The sequence below is a fragment of the Acinetobacter seohaensis genome, from assembly GCF_056431365.1.
Genome location: NZ_JBWKMK010000011.1, coordinates 19,947 through 36,296, shown reverse-complemented (window position 1 = coordinate 36,296; position 16,350 = coordinate 19,947). Strand labels below are relative to the sequence as shown.

At 42.6% G+C, this 16,350-nt stretch carries 22 protein-coding genes; 1 reads left to right on the top strand and 21 read right to left on the bottom strand.

Translation table 11 applies throughout. The features are described from left to right. Nucleotides 1-213 precede the first annotated feature (213 nt). The 5 genes from AC07E5_RS01385 to AC07E5_RS01365 all read right to left on the bottom strand — a co-directional run bounded on the left by AC07E5_RS01385 (nt 214) and on the right by AC07E5_RS01365 (nt 5,491). A complete protein-coding gene (locus tag AC07E5_RS01385) occupies nt 214-2,421 on the bottom strand; it encodes a TRAP transporter large permease subunit (RefSeq protein ID WP_253116616.1) in 2,208 nt (735 codons plus the stop codon). 220 nt (nt 2,422-2,641) lie between these two features. Continuing rightward, nucleotides 2,642-3,223 (bottom strand): rhombosortase, encoded by a 582-nt coding sequence (rrtA, locus tag AC07E5_RS01380; RefSeq protein ID WP_104853260.1) that lies wholly within the window; start codon nt 3,221-3,223, stop codon nt 2,642-2,644. A gap of 103 nt (nt 3,224-3,326) precedes the next feature. Then, the gene (locus AC07E5_RS01375; protein ID WP_004974758.1) at nt 3,327-4,373 is read right to left on the bottom strand and encodes a hypothetical protein; all 1,047 of its coding nucleotides are present in this window, start codon (nt 4,371-4,373) and stop codon (nt 3,327-3,329) included. 445 nt (nt 4,374-4,818) lie between these two features. Beyond that, complete coding sequence (locus tag AC07E5_RS01370; RefSeq protein WP_253131878.1) at nt 4,819-5,241, bottom strand: protein YgfX; 423 nt, start codon at nt 5,239-5,241, stop codon at nt 4,819-4,821. Then, nucleotides 5,234-5,491 (bottom strand): FAD assembly factor SdhE, encoded by a 258-nt coding sequence (locus AC07E5_RS01365; RefSeq protein WP_004974752.1) that lies wholly within the window; start codon nt 5,489-5,491, stop codon nt 5,234-5,236. Before AC07E5_RS01365 ends, AC07E5_RS01370 begins: the two co-directional genes overlap by 8 nt. Nucleotides 5,492-5,676: 185 nt before the next feature. Between AC07E5_RS01365 and AC07E5_RS01360 the strand changes: the two genes are divergently transcribed. Further along, nucleotides 5,677-6,849 (top strand): acyl-CoA dehydrogenase family protein, encoded by a 1,173-nt coding sequence (locus tag AC07E5_RS01360; RefSeq protein ID WP_253116620.1) that lies wholly within the window; start codon nt 5,677-5,679, stop codon nt 6,847-6,849. 75 nt (nt 6,850-6,924) lie between these two features. Here AC07E5_RS01360 and AC07E5_RS01355 read toward each other — a convergent pair whose 3' ends face one another. The 16 genes from AC07E5_RS01355 to rplE all read right to left on the bottom strand — a co-directional run bounded on the left by AC07E5_RS01355 (nt 6,925) and on the right by rplE (nt 16,336). Continuing rightward, nucleotides 6,925-8,415 carry a flavin-containing monooxygenase gene (locus AC07E5_RS01355; protein ID WP_178866866.1) on the bottom strand — a complete coding sequence of 497 codons (1,491 nt, stop codon included), beginning with the start codon at nt 8,413-8,415 and terminating at the stop codon, nt 6,925-6,927. 199 nt (nt 8,416-8,614) lie between these two features. Continuing rightward, nucleotides 8,615-8,980 (bottom strand): 50S ribosomal protein L17, encoded by a 366-nt coding sequence (gene rplQ / locus AC07E5_RS01350; protein WP_004974746.1) that lies wholly within the window; start codon nt 8,978-8,980, stop codon nt 8,615-8,617. A gap of 18 nt (nt 8,981-8,998) precedes the next feature. Next, complete coding sequence (locus tag AC07E5_RS01345; protein ID WP_004974745.1) at nt 8,999-10,006, bottom strand: DNA-directed RNA polymerase subunit alpha; 1,008 nt, start codon at nt 10,004-10,006, stop codon at nt 8,999-9,001. A gap of 17 nt (nt 10,007-10,023) precedes the next feature. Further along, nucleotides 10,024-10,650: a 30S ribosomal protein S4 gene (gene rpsD, locus AC07E5_RS01340; RefSeq protein ID WP_004974744.1), complete on the bottom strand. Its 627-nt coding sequence runs from the start codon at nt 10,648-10,650 to the stop codon at nt 10,024-10,026. Nucleotides 10,651-10,662: 12 nt separating this feature from the next. Next, complete coding sequence (rpsK, locus tag AC07E5_RS01335; RefSeq protein ID WP_001040166.1) at nt 10,663-11,049, bottom strand: 30S ribosomal protein S11; 387 nt, start codon at nt 11,047-11,049, stop codon at nt 10,663-10,665. Nucleotides 11,050-11,068: 19 nt separating this feature from the next. Further along, nucleotides 11,069-11,425, bottom strand: a complete 357-nt coding sequence (rpsM, locus tag AC07E5_RS01330; RefSeq protein WP_004974734.1) for a 30S ribosomal protein S13 — start codon at nt 11,423-11,425, stop codon at nt 11,069-11,071. Nucleotides 11,426-11,532: 107 nt separating this feature from the next. Then, nucleotides 11,533-11,649, bottom strand: a complete 117-nt coding sequence (rpmJ, locus tag AC07E5_RS01325) for a 50S ribosomal protein L36 (RefSeq protein WP_000867907.1) — start codon at nt 11,647-11,649, stop codon at nt 11,533-11,535. A gap of 20 nt (nt 11,650-11,669) precedes the next feature. Beyond that, complete coding sequence (gene secY / locus AC07E5_RS01320) at nt 11,670-12,989, bottom strand: preprotein translocase subunit SecY (RefSeq protein WP_171324833.1); 1,320 nt, start codon at nt 12,987-12,989, stop codon at nt 11,670-11,672. Nucleotides 12,990-13,034: 45 nt separating this feature from the next. Continuing rightward, nucleotides 13,035-13,475 carry a 50S ribosomal protein L15 gene (gene rplO / locus AC07E5_RS01315; protein ID WP_004974728.1) on the bottom strand — a complete coding sequence of 147 codons (441 nt, stop codon included), beginning with the start codon at nt 13,473-13,475 and terminating at the stop codon, nt 13,035-13,037. A gap of 3 nt (nt 13,476-13,478) precedes the next feature. Then, nucleotides 13,479-13,655, bottom strand: coding sequence for a 50S ribosomal protein L30 (gene rpmD / locus AC07E5_RS01310; protein WP_004786899.1), 177 nt, complete (start codon nt 13,653-13,655; stop codon nt 13,479-13,481). Between the two features lie 6 nt (nt 13,656-13,661). Next, nucleotides 13,662-14,159, bottom strand: coding sequence for a 30S ribosomal protein S5 (gene rpsE, locus AC07E5_RS01305; protein ID WP_004974725.1), 498 nt, complete (start codon nt 14,157-14,159; stop codon nt 13,662-13,664). A 2-nt stretch (nt 14,160-14,161) separates the two neighbouring features. Beyond that, nucleotides 14,162-14,512: a 50S ribosomal protein L18 gene (gene rplR, locus AC07E5_RS01300; protein ID WP_004281497.1), complete on the bottom strand. Its 351-nt coding sequence runs from the start codon at nt 14,510-14,512 to the stop codon at nt 14,162-14,164. Between the two features lie 14 nt (nt 14,513-14,526). Continuing rightward, a complete protein-coding gene (gene rplF, locus AC07E5_RS01295; protein WP_004974722.1) occupies nt 14,527-15,060 on the bottom strand; it encodes a 50S ribosomal protein L6 in 534 nt (177 codons plus the stop codon). A 16-nt stretch (nt 15,061-15,076) separates the two neighbouring features. After that, nucleotides 15,077-15,472, bottom strand: a complete 396-nt coding sequence (rpsH, locus tag AC07E5_RS01290; RefSeq protein WP_004974720.1) for a 30S ribosomal protein S8 — start codon at nt 15,470-15,472, stop codon at nt 15,077-15,079. Between the two features lie 12 nt (nt 15,473-15,484). Further along, nucleotides 15,485-15,790 (bottom strand): 30S ribosomal protein S14, encoded by a 306-nt coding sequence (gene rpsN, locus AC07E5_RS01285; protein WP_004825185.1) that lies wholly within the window; start codon nt 15,788-15,790, stop codon nt 15,485-15,487. Nucleotides 15,791-15,799: 9 nt separating this feature from the next. Then, complete coding sequence (gene rplE / locus AC07E5_RS01280) at nt 15,800-16,336, bottom strand: 50S ribosomal protein L5 (RefSeq protein ID WP_498624495.1); 537 nt, start codon at nt 16,334-16,336, stop codon at nt 15,800-15,802. Between the last annotated feature and the right edge of the window lie 14 nt (nt 16,337-16,350).

Here is a 16,350-nt window from a genome sequence, read left to right as displayed (position 1 = left end):
TCATCCAGTTATTTTAACAGTATTTTTCTTAATAGTGACTATAGTACAAGTATTTAAAACGACATTTCGTGTCGTTCATATGGTTTACTCCAGTCGCTTATATCCTCGTGCTGAACCACGAGGTTTTACGCTCCAGTGGATAAAAAAACACCCCATAGCGAACTACAGGGTGCTGTTAAATAATAAGATGACAGTGATTAAGTATCCATGTGCTTATTCATACCAGCCGAATAGCTTAAACGCATACGGTGCATAAGCAATAATCAACATCGCAGGAAGCATCACAATCATAGGCAAAATCCAACGCTCATAACGATAATAGAACGATTTATGACGAACTTCTGCATCGGCTGCAGCGACTTCTTCATCACCAATCGACTGCCTTGCCAATAAATGATTCAGTGCTACAGGTGGTGTCACATAGCCCAATTCAAAGCCGATGAGGGTAATCATCCAGAAATGCACAGGATGAATCCCATATTGATACGCCACAGGTGCAACCGTTGCCGAAATTAGAATCACTGCCCCGAATGGATCCATAATCATGCCCACAAAAATCATCAGGGCAACAATTAGGCTAATCACAATAAAGATGCTGCTAATGTCAGTTGGGAATGCTTCCATGATTTCAATGCGTTCTAAATAGCCGCCCACACTGACTGAAAGCGCCATCAAAATTACCAATGCACCAATATGTCCCACCGTTTCACTGGTCGATAAATGCAGAGCTTTGAAGAAACCATACTGACGCAATGGTGAATCAGGTGCGGTCAATAATGAACGCTCAGATGAAGCTGCTGTCTGTTGTGCTGTAGGCTTGTGATCTAAAGTCTGATCCCACTGCCCCATCGCTGGAATAGGCGCAGGTTCATGGCGCAATTTATCAAACAACACCATCATCAATAAAATAACCGGCATCATTACAGGTGCAGTAAATTCATTCATATTGGTGTCTAAAGCATATTTATAGAACAACCAAATCAACACAAAAATGAGGATATATGGTAGTACAGGGCCAAAAGCACGTAAGGACAATGGCGCAGCTATGTTCGGTGCAGCAATGCGGAATTTATTTTCAGCAAAGAACAACGAAATCACTAAAAATAGGGTTGAAGTCAGTAGGAACACATACAAACCATAGTGATACAGCATGTCCGTTGTGACTTCTTTATTCAGCGATGCCACCACAACAATCAATAGGCATGGACGAAGCACGACCCCCATTGAACCCGACATAGCTGTTGCCGCCAGTGCAAACTGACGTCGTCCACCCGCATTCCAAACTTCTTTATAAATGATCGCACCTGCAGCAATGACAAAAATCCCCGATGCACCGGTATAAGCTGTCGGCAATGCAGCGGCAATCAGAATCAGCCAGGTTAAGGTTTCAGGTGCCAAATTCCACGGACGTAGAATATTCAGGAACAAATCCACAATTCGGGTTTGTTTGAGCAACATCCCCGCCCAAACAAACAAAGCCAAGTTCAGGAAAATACTGGAGAATTCGACAAGTTGCCCCAAGTAAATCCCTTGCCCCATCGGATAATCCATTAGGAAAGTAAAGGAGAAACCTGTACTAATTGCCATATAGGCATACAAAGGCACGCTCAGGAACGCAAGACCTAAACTGCCGCCTTCACGAGTTGGTGCAGGTGGCTTAATGAGCTGGAATAAACTAATCAAAGTCAGGGTTGCAAACAGAATCATCCACATCCAGTAAATGACCTGTGTTTCGCCACTCATCGGTACGCCCGAATCGAGTACTGAACGATATTGACTGATACTTGACGAGGTTAAGAAACCATTCGCCACCACCATTAAGGTCGAGTACACCTTGAAGTCAATTTTGGTCGCAGGGCCACGTAAACCAATGTGATGGGTTTTTAAAGTGGCACTGATTGCGGCAAAGACCACCATCAACACCAATAAAATGGCACGGTTTTCAGTACCAAATTTAAAAATGCCAAAGAAAGAGGTTTCAATGGTTCGATACATTTTCAAGCTTGGATGAGCTTGAATATGCTGAATCGCCTGATCATGAAATTGAAATTTTTCTTCACAAATTTGTTTGGCTGCCAAAATTGAAGCGCGGACATCTGACTCAGAGGCGGTGCCAAAAATATCGGCAAACTCATCAGCAGCATTGGCTTGCATTTGGGCATGTACTTGCGCATCGACATCGGGGTTGCGTTCACAGTCAGGTGCAGTGGGTTCGGCACGTAAAAATGAATATTGCATACCTGTTGCAGGGTCACCATATAGGCGTTCACCCATGCGCAACAACTGACCATGTACCATTTCACCTGTACCAATAATGAGGGTCAGTAACAACAAGATCAAAATAACGAATGTAGAAATCCATTCTGTCCATATATGTCTGAGCAAAGCCAAGCCAGACCTGCGTTGTCCGTTATTGTGCATATATTTTCCTGTTTTTATTCTGCGCAGAAACCGAGACTCTCGAATTTCTGTCTATCCTTATTCAACGGAATGTCCATCTTCCATTGAGCATTTTTGTATTCAGTTTAAATGTGCATGAGCGTCGTTATTTTTAAAATGACAATATAGATTTTCTTTTAAGTAAAAATGGTCAATTGTGAGATTTTATGTGAGCCCTTTTTGCCATCATTTTGATGTAATTTTAATGCGGATCAATGCAATAGGCCCAAATAATATAAGCCAGTGCAAAAATTACTCCCCAAATCACCCCCAATAAATGTGCCTCAACTAATACAGGACTCCCGATTAATTCTGCTGTACCCAAACTGCCCACGGTATTTTCCCAAATCAGTTTAGATAAAATAAGCAGCAAGACCAATGTGGCAAAGCCACGTTCTTTTTTATAAAGCAAATGCACACATGCCACCGCCACATAAGCACCATGCAACACCCCAGAAAGTCCTGCATAGGCATCAATATCGGCAAGGAAGTAATAGAAACTCAGACTAATCGCTGGCGGTAGTACCAACAAAAGCGCCACAAAGTGCCATACTTTGGCATGCGGAAAAATAAAAGGTAAACAGGCAAACGCGATCATATTGAGTAAATAATGAATCCAGCCCACATGCACCCAATGCCCTGTCCATAAGCGCCAAAATTCATCCAATAAATGTGTAGACCAATAAATAAAATGCTCTGCAAAAATCTGCAAACATGCCGAAACCGACATACATGCCGCAATAAACACAATTTTTCGACTGAGAAATTGAGATGAATATTGCATAGGCGCTGGCATCCTCCAAATTATTCTTGTTATGTGCTTCGGCAAACGGATTGCCCAATCCTAAAACTTCTTGTCTATATTGAATTGGGCAATCTTGATATTTTTACAATTGAGCTGCCGTATCCTCATTAAATAAATCATCTAATTCAGATGAATCATCTTGCTCATCCCAGAAACGTTGCTGATCACCCGTACGCACACCTGTATGTTCAGTCCAGTAACGGTCTGAAATTCCTTGTACCATGCTTCCCGCCATGGCATCAATCAATTTAAATTGTGGATTTACAGGTTTTTCGTCACTGCGTGCATTAGAAAAGGCTTTGAGTGCATCGCGGATTTTGGCATCTTCACCACTGGCTTGGGCAGCAACCGCATATAAAGCGTGTGATAAACGCACGCCTTTATTTTCACCAATTTGCATCGACTGCTTTAAGGTTTGATACGGATCAGGTTTGCCATCTCCCGCACCTGGAAGCAAAGTCCAAATTACGGCACGTGTAGCCTCTGGTGCGCCCCAGAATTTTTCATTGTTTAAACAGGTCATACCACGTTCAACAATCGCGGCAATATCTTTAGGCACATGCACTGCCCCGCCTGAATTAATATCATTGGTCATGGCTTGCAAGCCACTCAACATCCCCAACATATACACAGTTTGATCAATATCACTGTTCATTTTTGGACAACCTTCGCCCAAAGGTTTCCGATATTTCTTTTCCCAACGATGCTGAAACAATTGATAGCCTGTGTATTGGCGCTGTGCCGCCAAAGCCGCCCAACGTTTTTGCTGAATCCGCGCATCTTGCGCTTCGCCCACTTGCCCTGCTTTTGCTGCACGTAAATAACGCAATTCAGCATCCAAAGCTTTTTCTTCGGCACAAATACCCGCAGCCGAATACATTAGTACCGCAACACGGGTTGGGTCTGCGCCCATATCTTTAGTCGCCATAATGGCAGGGGTTAAGGAGTTACCAGAATTACACACCATTTCAGCATCTTCCATCGCTAAAATTGGCGGCACAATATGTTTTTCAGTAAATCCAAGTGCGACATTGGCACCTGTTTTGATCACTTGTGAACAACCTGATAATAATAAACTTGTGATTGCAAATACGGCCACACCCTGGCCTATTTTTTGGACTTGCGACATTTTCCTGTCCTCTATAATTGTGTTTATGTCCATTGCAACAAACATAGCAGAAGCAATATCTGAATAAAAGCGTCTACTTGCTGCTTCAGATGGATAACTTTGCCATGTTTTAAAGTGACTAAAATTGACTGAAATCTGTCATCCGACAAAATTTAGGCAAAAAAAAGTAGCATTGCGACGGTTCAGCACATGCTACTTATTAACTGATGCCCAATTCGGGCTTATCTTAAAAAATCTTTCGACTAAATTTAAATCTGCACATTTCAGGAATCTGATTTGTATTGATCTACACTTGTCTGGAATGAATATAACTGAAAATAGGGATATGTGTAATCTTTTATGCCAATATAAAATGACTGATCAGGACACGAAAAATAGATGATAATTTTATCTTTATGATACTTATAGTTTTTTATTATTATAAAAATATACAGCTGTCTGTAAATTAGAGCATTTTCGCCAATACTTTTAGAGCCTTCCATTCCGCCTTGGAAACCTGATCACACCAAATCACCAGAGGTTTAAAGGCTTGCTGAAATTCCATGACGATATAAATTTGATGATCTATCACTTGACTCAGTTGCACACGCTGAATTTCAATTTGGCGAGCTGTGCTTTTAATCTGTTGTGATACTACACGAGGCGCGAGATAGGAAATTGACCATTCACGGTCATCTAATTGATCTAAACCAACAATTCGGTTTGCACGAACAAATTTAAAATATGTCCAGCCCATAATGACAATACATACAACGCTAAGCCATGGCTTTAACACTTGTAGTAAAAGCCAAACGATGAGTAGAGCGATCATCAGCTGAAACACTATTGCGATGACACTAGGTTTCAGCTGAAACTGCTGCTTAGCCATGCACATAATGCTTTAGTTTACGGATAAAATCTTTCAACTCAGGACGTGGTGGCTCAGACACTTCCATAAACCAATCCAATAAATCTGGGTCTTCCTGCTCAACCAAATCGGCAAACATTTGTTTTTCTTCCGCACTGGCAGTCAAATAATGATTTTTCACATACGGGTCAAAATAGACATCAATTTCCTTTAAACCACGACGGGCACGGTAAATCACTTTGCGTTCTTCTAAGCTGATGTCATCACTCATGCGGTTTCCCCATTAAAATTAAACTCAGGCTAGTTTAACCGACCCCTTTTAAAGTTTCGATGACTTTTATGCAGCATTGACCAAAAGCATCATCTTTCATTTGCAATTGAAACTTTTGCACCTTGTTGCCTCCTATAAATTCTTCTAAGGTGAATTCAAAATAACAACATCAGGAAGATAAAACCATGCAATCTGCCGCAATTCGCCCCATTGCCAATATGTTACCGCGCACCTTATTCAGTGCTGAACACGACAGTTTTCGTGATTTGGTACGAAAATTTTATTTGCAGGAAGTCATCCCCCATACTGAAAAATTTGAAGCGCAGCAGCATGTAGACCGTGAGCTATGGCGTAAAGCAGGTACTTTGGGTTTACTGTGTAGCACCATGCCTGAAGAATATTCAGGTTCAGGAGTAGACCGCCTGTACAGCATGATTTTGATTGAAGAACAAGCCTATGCAGGCGACAGTGCCACTGGTTTTTCACTGCATTCAGATATTGTCGCCAATTACATCAATAACTTTGGCACAACTGAACAAAAACAACACTGGTTACCCCGCATGGCCACAGGCGAAGTGATAACCGCGATTGCCATGACCGAACCCGGTACAGGTTCAGACTTACAAGCTGTGCGTACCTCTGCGGTATTGGATGGCGATGAATACGTGATTAATGGTTCTAAAATTTTTATTACCAACGGCTATTTGTGCGACATGGCGATTGTGGTATGTAAAACAGCGAACACAGACAAAGGTTCAGCCAATCTGTCTTTAATATTGGTAGAAGCAGACCGTGCGGGATTTAGCAAAGGCAAACCACTGAATAAAATTGGTATGAAAGGTCAGGACACTTGCGAATTATTTTTTGATAATGTCCGCGTGCCTCGCAGCAATTTATTGGGTGCAGAAGGCATGGGCTTTATCATGCTGATGAAAGAACTGGCTTGGGAACGCTTAATTGTCGCGATTATTTGCCAAGCAGGTGCAGAAGCTGCTTTTGCACATACACTGCAATATACTCAGCAACGTCAAGCCTTTGGCAAAAGTATTCATAGCTTTCAAAATACGCGCTTTAAACTGGCAGAATTACGCACCGAAATTGATTTCTGTCGTGCTTTTTTAGATCAATGTATGCAGTTACAACTTCAAGATCAGCTCAGTGTTGAAGCTGCAGCGGCCGCCAAATATAAAATTTCAGAGATGTACTCCAAAGTGGTGGATGAATGTCTACAACTGCATGGTGGTTATGGCTATATGCTTGAGTATCCAATTGCACGTGCTTACTTAGACAATCGGGCCAATCGTATTTATGCAGGCACCAATGAAATTATGAAAGAGCTGATTTCACGTTATTTATAAAATTTCCACCTCAACATAAAAATGGCGCAAGCAATTTTAAATTTCTTGTGCCATATTATTTTTGCACCCAACGATTTAAGACACTAATTTAGGTTTGCGCTGCTGTGCAGGCACAGCTTGTTTGAATTTTAAAATACCATCTTCAAAACTTGCTTGTTTTAAAGTTTTGCGATCTTCTAAGTAATTGTTGGTCACTCGCCATGGCGCATGTTTGCCTTGCTTTGGCATCACATCAGCAGCACGCGCGATATAGCCCGAACTCAAACTGCCCATCACCGTATCTTCCAATAACTCTGTTTGGTCACCTTGAGGAATTACCTCGTCATAACCTTGTCGATCCATATAATTGAGCAAACGACAAATATAATCCGCAGCCACATCCACTTTAAGCGTCCAAGAGGCATTAATATAGCCAATAATCATCGCCATATTCGGTACATCGCTGATCATCACACCTTGATATAGCATGTGCTTCGAAGTGTCTAAAGGCACACCATCAATTGTGGCTTGAATACCGCCTAGAATCTGAATATTCAAACCTGTCGCAGACACAATAATATCGGCATCCAAATGTTTACCCGATTTTAATTGCACACCTGTTTCAGTAAAACTTGCAATTTGATTGGTTTCAATCGAGGCATGCCCTTCGCGTAAAATCTTAAATAAATCACCATCAGGCACAACACATAAACGCTGATCCCACGGATTATAATGTGGCGTGAAATGCTTCATATCTACCTTGCCCTTGAGCTGCATTTGGATAGATTTCAGCAACAAAGTCCGCAGTAATTTCGGCTGTTTTTGTGCTAAAGCATAAATGGCGCGTTGCATGCCAATATTACGTGCACGCGTGATTTTGTAAGCAACATCTTCAGGCAAAACTTTACGCATTTGCTGATAAACAAAATCCATTGCAGGCACTGAAGCAATATAAGTCGGCGAGCGTTGTAGCATGGTGACATGCGCTGCACCACCTTTTGACATAGCAGGTACTAAGGTAATGGCGGTTGCACCACTACCAATAATTAAGACCTTTTTACCACGATAATCTAAATTTTCAGGCCAATGCTGAGGGTGGATAAATGTGCCTTTAAACGCCTGCTGATTCGGAAAGTCAGGCTGAAAACCTTGATCGTAATTGTAATAGCCTGTGCAGCCTAAAACAAAATTAGCCACCCAAGTTTCAATCTGTTGTGCTGCATTTTCTATGCGTAACGTCCACTTACGTGTTTGAGAATCATAATTGGCAGATAGTACACGATGCTGAAAATGAATTTTTGAATGTAAGGCTTTTTCTTGAATGACTTCTGCTAAATAACCTTTGATAGATGCGCCATCGGCTAGTACATTGGTTTTCTTCCAAGGCTTAAAATTATAACCAAAAGTCGACATATCCGAATCTGAACGAATGCCCGGATATTGGAATAAATCCCAAGTGCCACCAAAACTTTGACGACGCTCAATAATTTCAAAAGAACGCTGTGGGCAGTTTTGACTTAAATGTGCTGCTACACCAATGCCCGAAATCCCTGCCCCAATAATTAATATATCAACCTGCTTATCCATGTTTTATTGTCCAGCTTGAATGATGTTTTTTATTAAAGCATAAATTTGACAATACACAATGTCAAGTTTAGCAAAAGTTACTAAAATTTATATCAATTCGGGACAATTTGATCATTTTTGAGATCAACTTATTTTTTTCATAAAAAAAGACCGGTAAAACCGGTCTTTTTCTGAACAACGTGCGTTATTCTTGGCGAAATTATTTAACTTCGCGATCTACAAGCTCAACGTAAGCCATCGGTGCAGCATCACCCGCACGGAAGCCCGCTTTAAGAACACGTAGATAACCGCCGTTACGCTCTTTGTAACGAGGGCCAAGAACGGTAAATAATTTACCAACAGTTGCTGCTGAACGAGTACGAGCAAACGCTAAACGACGGTTTGCTACTGTATCGTTTTTAGCTAAAGTGATTAAAGGCTCAGCAACACGACGTAATTCTTTTGCTTTAGGAACAGTTGTTTTGATTAACTCGTGTTCGAACAAAGAATTAGCCAAGTTTTGGAACATCGCTTTGCGATGGCTGCTTGTACGGCCTAATTTCACACCACTATTACGATGACGCATGGTGATAGTCCTACTTAATTAACGGCTACGATAGGCGAAACGATCGTCCATACGGAGACTAGCCGGTGGCCAGTTCTCTAAACGCATGCCGAGCTGTAAGCCTTTAGAAGCCAGAACATCTTTGATCTCTGTAAGCGATTTTTTACCCAAGTTAGGCGTTTTAAGTAGCTCAACTTCAGTACGCTGTACAAGATCACCAATGTAGTAAATATTTTCTGCTTTCAAACAGTTAGCAGAACGAACAGTAAGCTCTAGATCATCTACTGGACGAAGCAAGATTGGGTCAACTTCTTCACGAGGCTCTTGAGCAACAGGAGCTTGATCTTTCTGAAGATCAACAAAAATTGCAATTTGTTGTTGCAAGATTGTTGCCGCTTTGCGGATTGCTTCTTCTGGATCAACTGTACCATTGGTTTCAAGATCAATGATCAACTTGTCAAGGTCAGTACGTTGTTCTACACGCGCATTTTCTACGATGTAAGACACACGTTTAATTGGGCTATAAGAAGCATCTAACTGCAAACGACCTACAGGGCGAGTTTCGCCTTCTGGGAAACGTGAGTCAGATGTTTCATAACCACGACCTTGAGCAACTTTCAGGCGCATTTTTAAATTGCCTGTAGCACTTAAAGTGCCGATCAAGTGTTCAGGGTTAACCACTTCAACATTATGCGGTAAACGAAGGTCTGCAGCAGTTACATCGCCTGGACCTTGTTTTTCCAATGTCAAATAAGCTTCATTTTGATCGAACAGCTTAATAGACAATCCTTTCAGGTTCAGCAAGAGCTCGACGATGTCCTGCTGCAAGCCTTCCAAAGTACTGTACTCGTGCTCGACACCTTCAATTTCAACTTCTACCACAGCTGCGCCAGGTAAAGAAGAAAGAAGGATGCGACGTAAAGCATTACCAAGAGTATGACCAAAGCCACGCTCTAATGGTTCTAGAATAACTTTTGCCGAGGTCCCGCTTGCCGCTTCGACCTTGATCGCTTGCGGAGTAAGAAACTCATTTGCAGTACGCGTCATTATTGCTACCTCAAGGATTATTTAGAATACAATTCTACAATCAAGCTTTCGTTGATTTCAGCAGGTAAATCAGAACGATCTGGTGCAGCTTTAAACGTACCTTCAAATTTAGAATGGTCAACTTCCATCCATGAAGGGATACCACGTTGAGCAGCCAATTCAATTGCGTTTTTAATACGTAATTGTTGTTTTGCACCTTCGTGAACTGCAATTACATCACCAGCTTTAACTTGAATAGACGCAATGTTAACACGACGACCATTTAAAGTAATGCTACGGTGAGATACAAGCTGACGAGCTTCTGCACGTGTAGAACCAAAACCCATGCGATAAACAACGTTATCAAGACGGCTTTCGAGCAATTTCAACAAGTTCTCACCTGTTGCGCCTTTCACACGAGCAGCTTCTTTATAGTAGTTACTAAATTGACGCTCTAAAACACCGTACATACGACGTACTTTTTGTTTTTCACGTAATTGTAGTGAGTACTCAGATTGCTTACCACCACGAGCCCCGCCATGTTGGCCAGGAGCTTTAGCGTGTTTTTTAGTTTTGACGTCAAATGGTTTAACGCCAGATTTTAGTTGCAGGTCTGTCCCTTCGCGGCGAGAGAGTTTGCATTTTGGACCAATATAACGAGCCATGAATGTTTCTCCTTACACGCGACGTTTTTTAGGTGGACGGCAACCGTTGTGAGGGATTGGAGTCACATCGGTAATGCTGTTAATTTTATAACCCACTGCACCTAATGCACGAACCGCAGACTCACGACCTGGACCAGGACCTTTAACAAGGACGTCCAAGTTTTTCAAACCGTAATCTAAAGCAGCTTTACCAGCAACTTCAGCAGCTACCTGAGCAGCGAACGGAGTTGATTTACGTGATCCACGGAAGCCTTGTCCACCTGAGGTAGCCCAAGCCAGTGCATTACCTTGACGATCGGTAATGGTCACAATGGTGTTATTAAAAGAAGCGTGAATGTGTGCAACACCTTCAGAGACGGTACGAGTGACCTTCTTGCGTGTGCGAGTATCTTTAGCCATCTTTTAGCTTCCAGAAATCTTATTTCTTAATCGGTTTGCGCGGACCTTTACGGGTACGTGCGTTAGTTTTGGTGCGTTGACCACGGACAGGCAAGCTGCGACGATGACGAAGACCGCGGTAGCAGCCTAAATCCATTAAACGTTTAATGTTCATGGAAATTTCGCGACGTAAGTCACCTTCGGTCGGAACCTTAGCAACTTCTGCACGAATCGCATCAAGCTGAGCGTCATCTAATTCACGGATCTTTGTTGTTGGTGCGATACCAGCAGCAGCTAAGATAGTCTTAGCAGTGTGGCGACCAATACCAAAGATATAAGTGAGAGAGATAACAGCGTGCTTGTTATCCGGAATGTTTACACCGGCAATACGAGCCATTCAATTTTCTCCAAAAAGGCAGTTAAGATAATCAACCGCCCCACAAAAATCTTGAGGGGCGGATAATAACCTAATTAGCCTACTGAAATCAACAGGTCTTAATCAAATTAACCTTGACGCTGCTTATGACGAGGTTCTGCGCTGCAAATTACGCGAATAACCCCATTACGACGGATAACTTTGCAGCTACCACAAATTTTCTTTACAGAAGCTTGTACTTTCATGATGAAACCTCTAAGTGCGCTTATCCCTTAGGATGAGCAGTCGTTTTTCTCATTAACGTTTGATTATCGTACTGGTGCGAGGTGAGATGTGCTTGAAGCTGAGCCATAAAGTCCATCACAACCACTACAACGATTAATAATGATGTACCACCTAAGCTAAATGGAATTCCAAATGAGCTTTGTAGAATCATCGGCATTAAGCAGACTACAGTGATGTAAATCGCGCCAATAAAGGTCAAACGACTGAGAATATGATCTAAGTAACGAGCAGTTTGCTCACCTGGGCGAATACCAGGCACATAAGCTCCGCTGCGTTTCAAGTTTTCCGAAACTTCTTTAGGGCTGAAAACTAGCGCAGTGTAGAAGTAACAGAAAAAGATAATTAACGCACCAAAGAGCACCAAATACAACGGTTGTCCAGGCGACAATACCAATGCCAAGTCTTGTAGACTACGCTTGATTAATCCAGCACTAGGATCCGCACTGCCGACCCATTGACCTAAGCTCGCTGGGAACAAAAGCAATGAACTGGCAAAAATTGCTGGAATCACACCTGCCATATTAATTTTTAATGGCAAATGCGTTTGCTGAGCAGTAAATACACGACGACCTTGTTGTTTTTGAGCATAGTTTACTGGAATACGACGCTGCGCCTTCTCAATAAACACAATCGCTGCAAGTACACCTAAAGACAATAAACCAAAAATTGCCAAACCAATCAGGCTTGACTGACCACTGTCAATAGATGTGAAGGATTGCATAATTAAATTAGGCAAGCCTGCAACAATACCTGCGAAAATGATCATGGAAATACCATTACCCACTCCGCGTTCGGTAATTTGTTCACCCAACCACATTAGGAACATTGTGCCTGCAACCAAAGAGGTCACAGCTGGAACGTAAAAAGCCAGACCTGAAGTTAAGGTAATCCCTTGACTAATCAGACCTGCACACATCCCAATCGCTTGCACAAGTGCAAGAAACAATGTGCCTTGGCGCGTATATTGATTAATTTTGCGTTTGCCTTGCTCGCCTTCTTTTTTCAAAGCTTCAAGCGAAGGAACCACGGTAGACATCAACTGTACGATAATCGAAGCAGAAATGTATGGCATGATCCCTAAAGCAAGAATCGACATCCGCTCTAATGCACCACCCGAAAACATGTTAAACAAACCAAGGATTGTACCTTGGTTTGCATTAAACAATTGTTCAAGTGCGGCATTATTAATGCCTGGTACTGGAATATGCGCTCCTAGTCGAAATACCAATAACGCACCAATGAGAAACATCATTCGGCGTATAATTTCACGGTATTTCACGTGAAATGGTTGGCCTTTCATCATGTGAACATGACCTGAAGAACTAGGAGACATAGACACTGGGGATTACTCCTCGACTTTACCGCCAGCCGCTTCAACAGCAGCTTTAGCGCCTTTAGTCACAGCAACACCTTGAATAGTGAATGCGCGAGTAATTTCACCAGAAAGTACGATACGAGCACGAGCCATATCTTTACGTACAACGTTCGCTGCTTTTAAAGTTTCAAGGCTAACGATGTCGCCTTCCACTTTAGCAAGCTCAGATAAACGTACTTCAGCAGTTTTCAAAGCGATTTGGCTAGTGAAACCGAATTTAGGTAAACGACGATATAACGCAGTTTGACCACCTTCGAATCCAGGACGTGTACCACCGCTCTTACGTGAGTTTTGACCTTTGATACCACGACCACCAGTCTTACCAACGCCAGAACCGATACCACGGCCTAAACGACGGGCTTCACGCTTAGCACCTTCTGCAGGTGCAAGTTCATTTAAACGCAGAGTCATGGCTTATTCCTCTACACTAACCATATAGTAGACTTGGTTGATCATACCACGGTTAGAAGGCGTATCTTGCACTTCTACAGTATGACCAATACGACGCAGACCTAAACCTTTAAGGCTAAGCTTGTGATTTTTCAAGCGGTGCGATGCAGATTTAGTCTGGGTAACTTTAATCGTTTTCATGATTGATTACCCTTGAATTTGTTCTACTGAAAGACCACGTTTCGCAGCAACCTTTTCAGGAGTTGTCATGTCACGCAAACCGTTGAAAGTTGCGTTCACTACGTTTGCAGCGTTAGTAGAACCACGGCATTTAGTCAATACGTTACGTACACCTGCAGCTTCTAAAACTGCACGCATAGAACCACCCGCAATTACACCAGTACCTTCAGATGCTGGCTGCATGTAAACACGGCTTGCACCATGACGCGCATGAATCGGGTGTTGTAAAGTACCATCTGCCAATTCGATAGTGATCATGTTACGACGTGCAGCTTCAAGTGCTTTAGAAATAGCAGCTGGAACTTCACGTGCTTTACCACGACCAAAACCTACGCGACCATTACCATCACCCACAACAGTTAATGCTGTGAAAGAGAAGATACGACCACCTTTAACAACTTTGGCTACGCGATCAACGGCAACCAGCTTTTCAACAAGACCTTCGTTTTGTTCAACTTTAGCCATGATTAGAACTCCAAGCCGTTTTCACGAGCAGCATCAGCCAAGGCTTTGATACGACCATGATATTTAAAACCAGAACGGTCAAACGCAACTTTAGTTACGCCAGCTGCTTTAGCACGTTCTGCGATTAAAGCACCTACTTTTTGAGCTGCTTCAACGTTACCAGTTGTACCAGCACGTAAAGTAGCATCTAAAGTTGAAGCTTGCGCTAAAACTTTGCCACCATCTGCTGAAATAACTTGAGCATAGATGTGACGCGGCGTGCGGTTTACACACAAACGAGTCGCACCCAATGCACGGATGTGCAAGCGTGTGCTTTTCGCACGACGCAAACGGGATTGTTTCTTTTCGTTCATAAGAACCTCGCGCCTTATTTCTTCTTAGCTTCTTTACGAAGAACAACTTCATCCGAATAACGAACACCTTTACCTTTATATGGCTCTGGTGGACGGTATCCACGGATATCCGCAGCAACTTGACCTAAAGCTGCTTTGTCAGCAGATTTAAGGATAATTTCAGTTGCAGTTGGAGTTTCTGCAGTTACACCTTCAGGAAGGGTGTAATCGATTGGGTGTGAAAAACCAAGGTTAAGGTTAACAACGTTACCTTTTACCGCAGCTTTATAACCAACACCAATCAATTGTAACTTACGTTCGAAGCCTTCGCTCACACCTTTTACAAGATTGTTAAGCACAGCGCGAGCAGTACCAGCTTGCATCCAAGCGTCTTTCGACTCAGCTTTAGGAGCAATAGCTAAAATACCGTCTTCCTGTTTTAGCTCGACCAGCGCATGCAGGTTGAAAGACAATGTACCTTTGCTGCCTTTCACTTCGACCTGCCGGCCGTTCTGAGTAACTGTAACACCGTTAGGTACAGTTACTGGGGCTTTAGCCACACGAGACATGAGGAATCACCTATTATTAAGAAACAAAAGCAATAACTTCACCACCGATACCTGCAGCACGTGCAGCGCGATCAGTCATGATGCCTTTGCTTGTAGAAACGATTGCAATACCTAAACCTTGCTTAACGCTTGGAAGTGCATCTTTACCGCGATACTGACGTAGACCTGGACGGCTTACGCGTTTCACAGTTTCGATAACTGGTTTGCCTTCATAGTATTTTAAAGTAATCGTTAATGTAGGTTTGCCTTCGTTGTCAGCCACTTCTACATTTGCGATATAACCTTCTTGTTGAAGTACGTTTGCAATAGCAACCTTCAACTTAGAATTAGGCATAGAAACAGTTTGTTTCTTTGCCATTTGAGCGTTACGAACACGCGTTAGCATGTCGGCAACGGTATCTTGCATACTCATTTATAGTGCTCCTTACCAGCTTGCCTTAACAACGCCCGGTACATCACCTTGCATTACTGTGTCACGTAATTTGTTACGGCTTAAACCGAACTTACGGAAGTAACCATGAGGACGACCAGTTAAACCACAACGGTTACGAAGACGTACTGGAGACGCATTACGTGGTAATGCTTGTAATTTCATCATCGCTTCGAAACGCTCTTCGTCGCTTGCATTTACGTTTGCAATCGTTGCTTTTAATTCAGCACGTTTTGCAGCGTATTTAGCAACAGTAGCTTCGCGTTTCAATTCGCGATTAATCATACCTTTCTTAGCCATATCGACCTCTTATTTGAACGGGAAGCCGAATGCACGCATAAGCGCACGGCCTTCTTCATCGGTGCGAGCAGTCGTAGTAATGGTGATGTCCATACCACGAATTTGATCAATCTTATCGAAATCGATTTCAGGGAACATGATTTGTTCCTTGAGACCCATAGAGTAGTTACCACGACCATCAAATGATTTCGAAGAGAAACCACGGAAGTCACGGATACGAGGGATCGCGATAGAGATCAAACGGTCTAAGAATTCGTACATACGTTCGCCGCGTAAAGTAACTTTACAACCAATCGGCCAACCATCACGGATTTTAAAACCAGCGATTGATTTACGAGCTAATGTTAAAACTGGTTTTTGACCAGCAATAGCTTGCATATCAGAAAGAGCGCCATCTAACAATTTCTTGTCAGCAGCTGCAGCACCAACACCCATGTTGATGGTAATTTTAGTGATGCGAGGGATCTCCATCACATTCTTAACGCCCAATTGTTCTTGTAATTGAGCCTTAAGTTCGTCGTTGTAACGTGTTTTAAGTCTGGCCATTGCCTATTTCAACC

Bases quoted from the DNA above. Each gene is read 5' to 3' on its own strand.
- rpsH (WP_004974720.1), bottom strand. From the start codon at position 15,472: ATGAGTATGCAAGATACCGTTGCCGACATGCTAACGCGTGTTCGTAAC.
- rpsD (WP_004974744.1), bottom strand. From the start codon at position 10,650: ATGGCTCGTTATATTGGTCCAAAATGCAAACTCTCTCGCCGCGAAGGG.
- AC07E5_RS01360 (WP_253116620.1), top strand. From the start codon at position 5,677: ATGCAATCTGCCGCAATTCGCCCCATTGCCAATATGTTACCGCGCACC.
- rplE (WP_498624495.1), bottom strand. From the start codon at position 16,336: ATGGCCAGACTTAAAACACGTTACAACGACGAACTTAAGGCTCAATTA.
- rplR (WP_004281497.1), bottom strand. From the start codon at position 14,512: ATGAACGAAAAGAAACAATCCCGTTTGCGTCGTGCGAAAAGCACACGC.
- rpsN (WP_004825185.1), bottom strand. From the start codon at position 15,790: ATGGCTAAGAAAGGTATGATTAATCGCGAATTGAAACGCGAAGCTACT.
- AC07E5_RS01345 (WP_004974745.1), bottom strand. From the start codon at position 10,006: ATGACGCGTACTGCAAATGAGTTTCTTACTCCGCAAGCGATCAAGGTC.
- AC07E5_RS01355 (WP_178866866.1), bottom strand. From the start codon at position 8,415: ATGGATAAGCAGGTTGATATATTAATTATTGGGGCAGGGATTTCGGGC.
- AC07E5_RS01365 (WP_004974752.1), bottom strand. From the start codon at position 5,491: ATGAGTGATGACATCAGCTTAGAAGAACGCAAAGTGATTTACCGTGCC.
- rpsK (WP_001040166.1), bottom strand. From the start codon at position 11,049: ATGGCTAAAGATACTCGCACACGCAAGAAGGTCACTCGTACCGTCTCT.
- AC07E5_RS01375 (WP_004974758.1), bottom strand. From the start codon at position 4,373: ATGTCGCAAGTCCAAAAAATAGGCCAGGGTGTGGCCGTATTTGCAATC.
- secY (WP_171324833.1), bottom strand. From the start codon at position 12,989: ATGAAAGGCCAACCATTTCACGTGAAATACCGTGAAATTATACGCCGA.
- rrtA (WP_104853260.1), bottom strand. From the start codon at position 3,223: ATGCAATATTCATCTCAATTTCTCAGTCGAAAAATTGTGTTTATTGCG.
- rpmD (WP_004786899.1), bottom strand. From the start codon at position 13,655: ATGAAAACGATTAAAGTTACCCAGACTAAATCTGCATCGCACCGCTTG.
- rpsE (WP_004974725.1), bottom strand. From the start codon at position 14,159: ATGGCTAAAGTTGAACAAAACGAAGGTCTTGTTGAAAAGCTGGTTGCC.
- rplF (WP_004974722.1), bottom strand. From the start codon at position 15,060: ATGTCTCGTGTGGCTAAAGCCCCAGTAACTGTACCTAACGGTGTTACA.
- AC07E5_RS01385 (WP_253116616.1), bottom strand. From the start codon at position 2,421: ATGCACAATAACGGACAACGCAGGTCTGGCTTGGCTTTGCTCAGACAT.
- AC07E5_RS01370 (WP_253131878.1), bottom strand. From the start codon at position 5,241: ATGGCTAAGCAGCAGTTTCAGCTGAAACCTAGTGTCATCGCAATAGTG.
- rpsM (WP_004974734.1), bottom strand. From the start codon at position 11,425: ATGGCTCGTATTGCCGGTGTAAACATTCCGGATAACAAGCACGCTGTT.
- rplO (WP_004974728.1), bottom strand. From the start codon at position 13,475: ATGACTCTGCGTTTAAATGAACTTGCACCTGCAGAAGGTGCTAAGCGT.
- rpmJ (WP_000867907.1), bottom strand. From the start codon at position 11,649: ATGAAAGTACAAGCTTCTGTAAAGAAAATTTGTGGTAGCTGCAAAGTT.
- rplQ (WP_004974746.1), bottom strand. From the start codon at position 8,980: ATGCGTCATCGTAATAGTGGTGTGAAATTAGGCCGTACAAGCAGCCAT.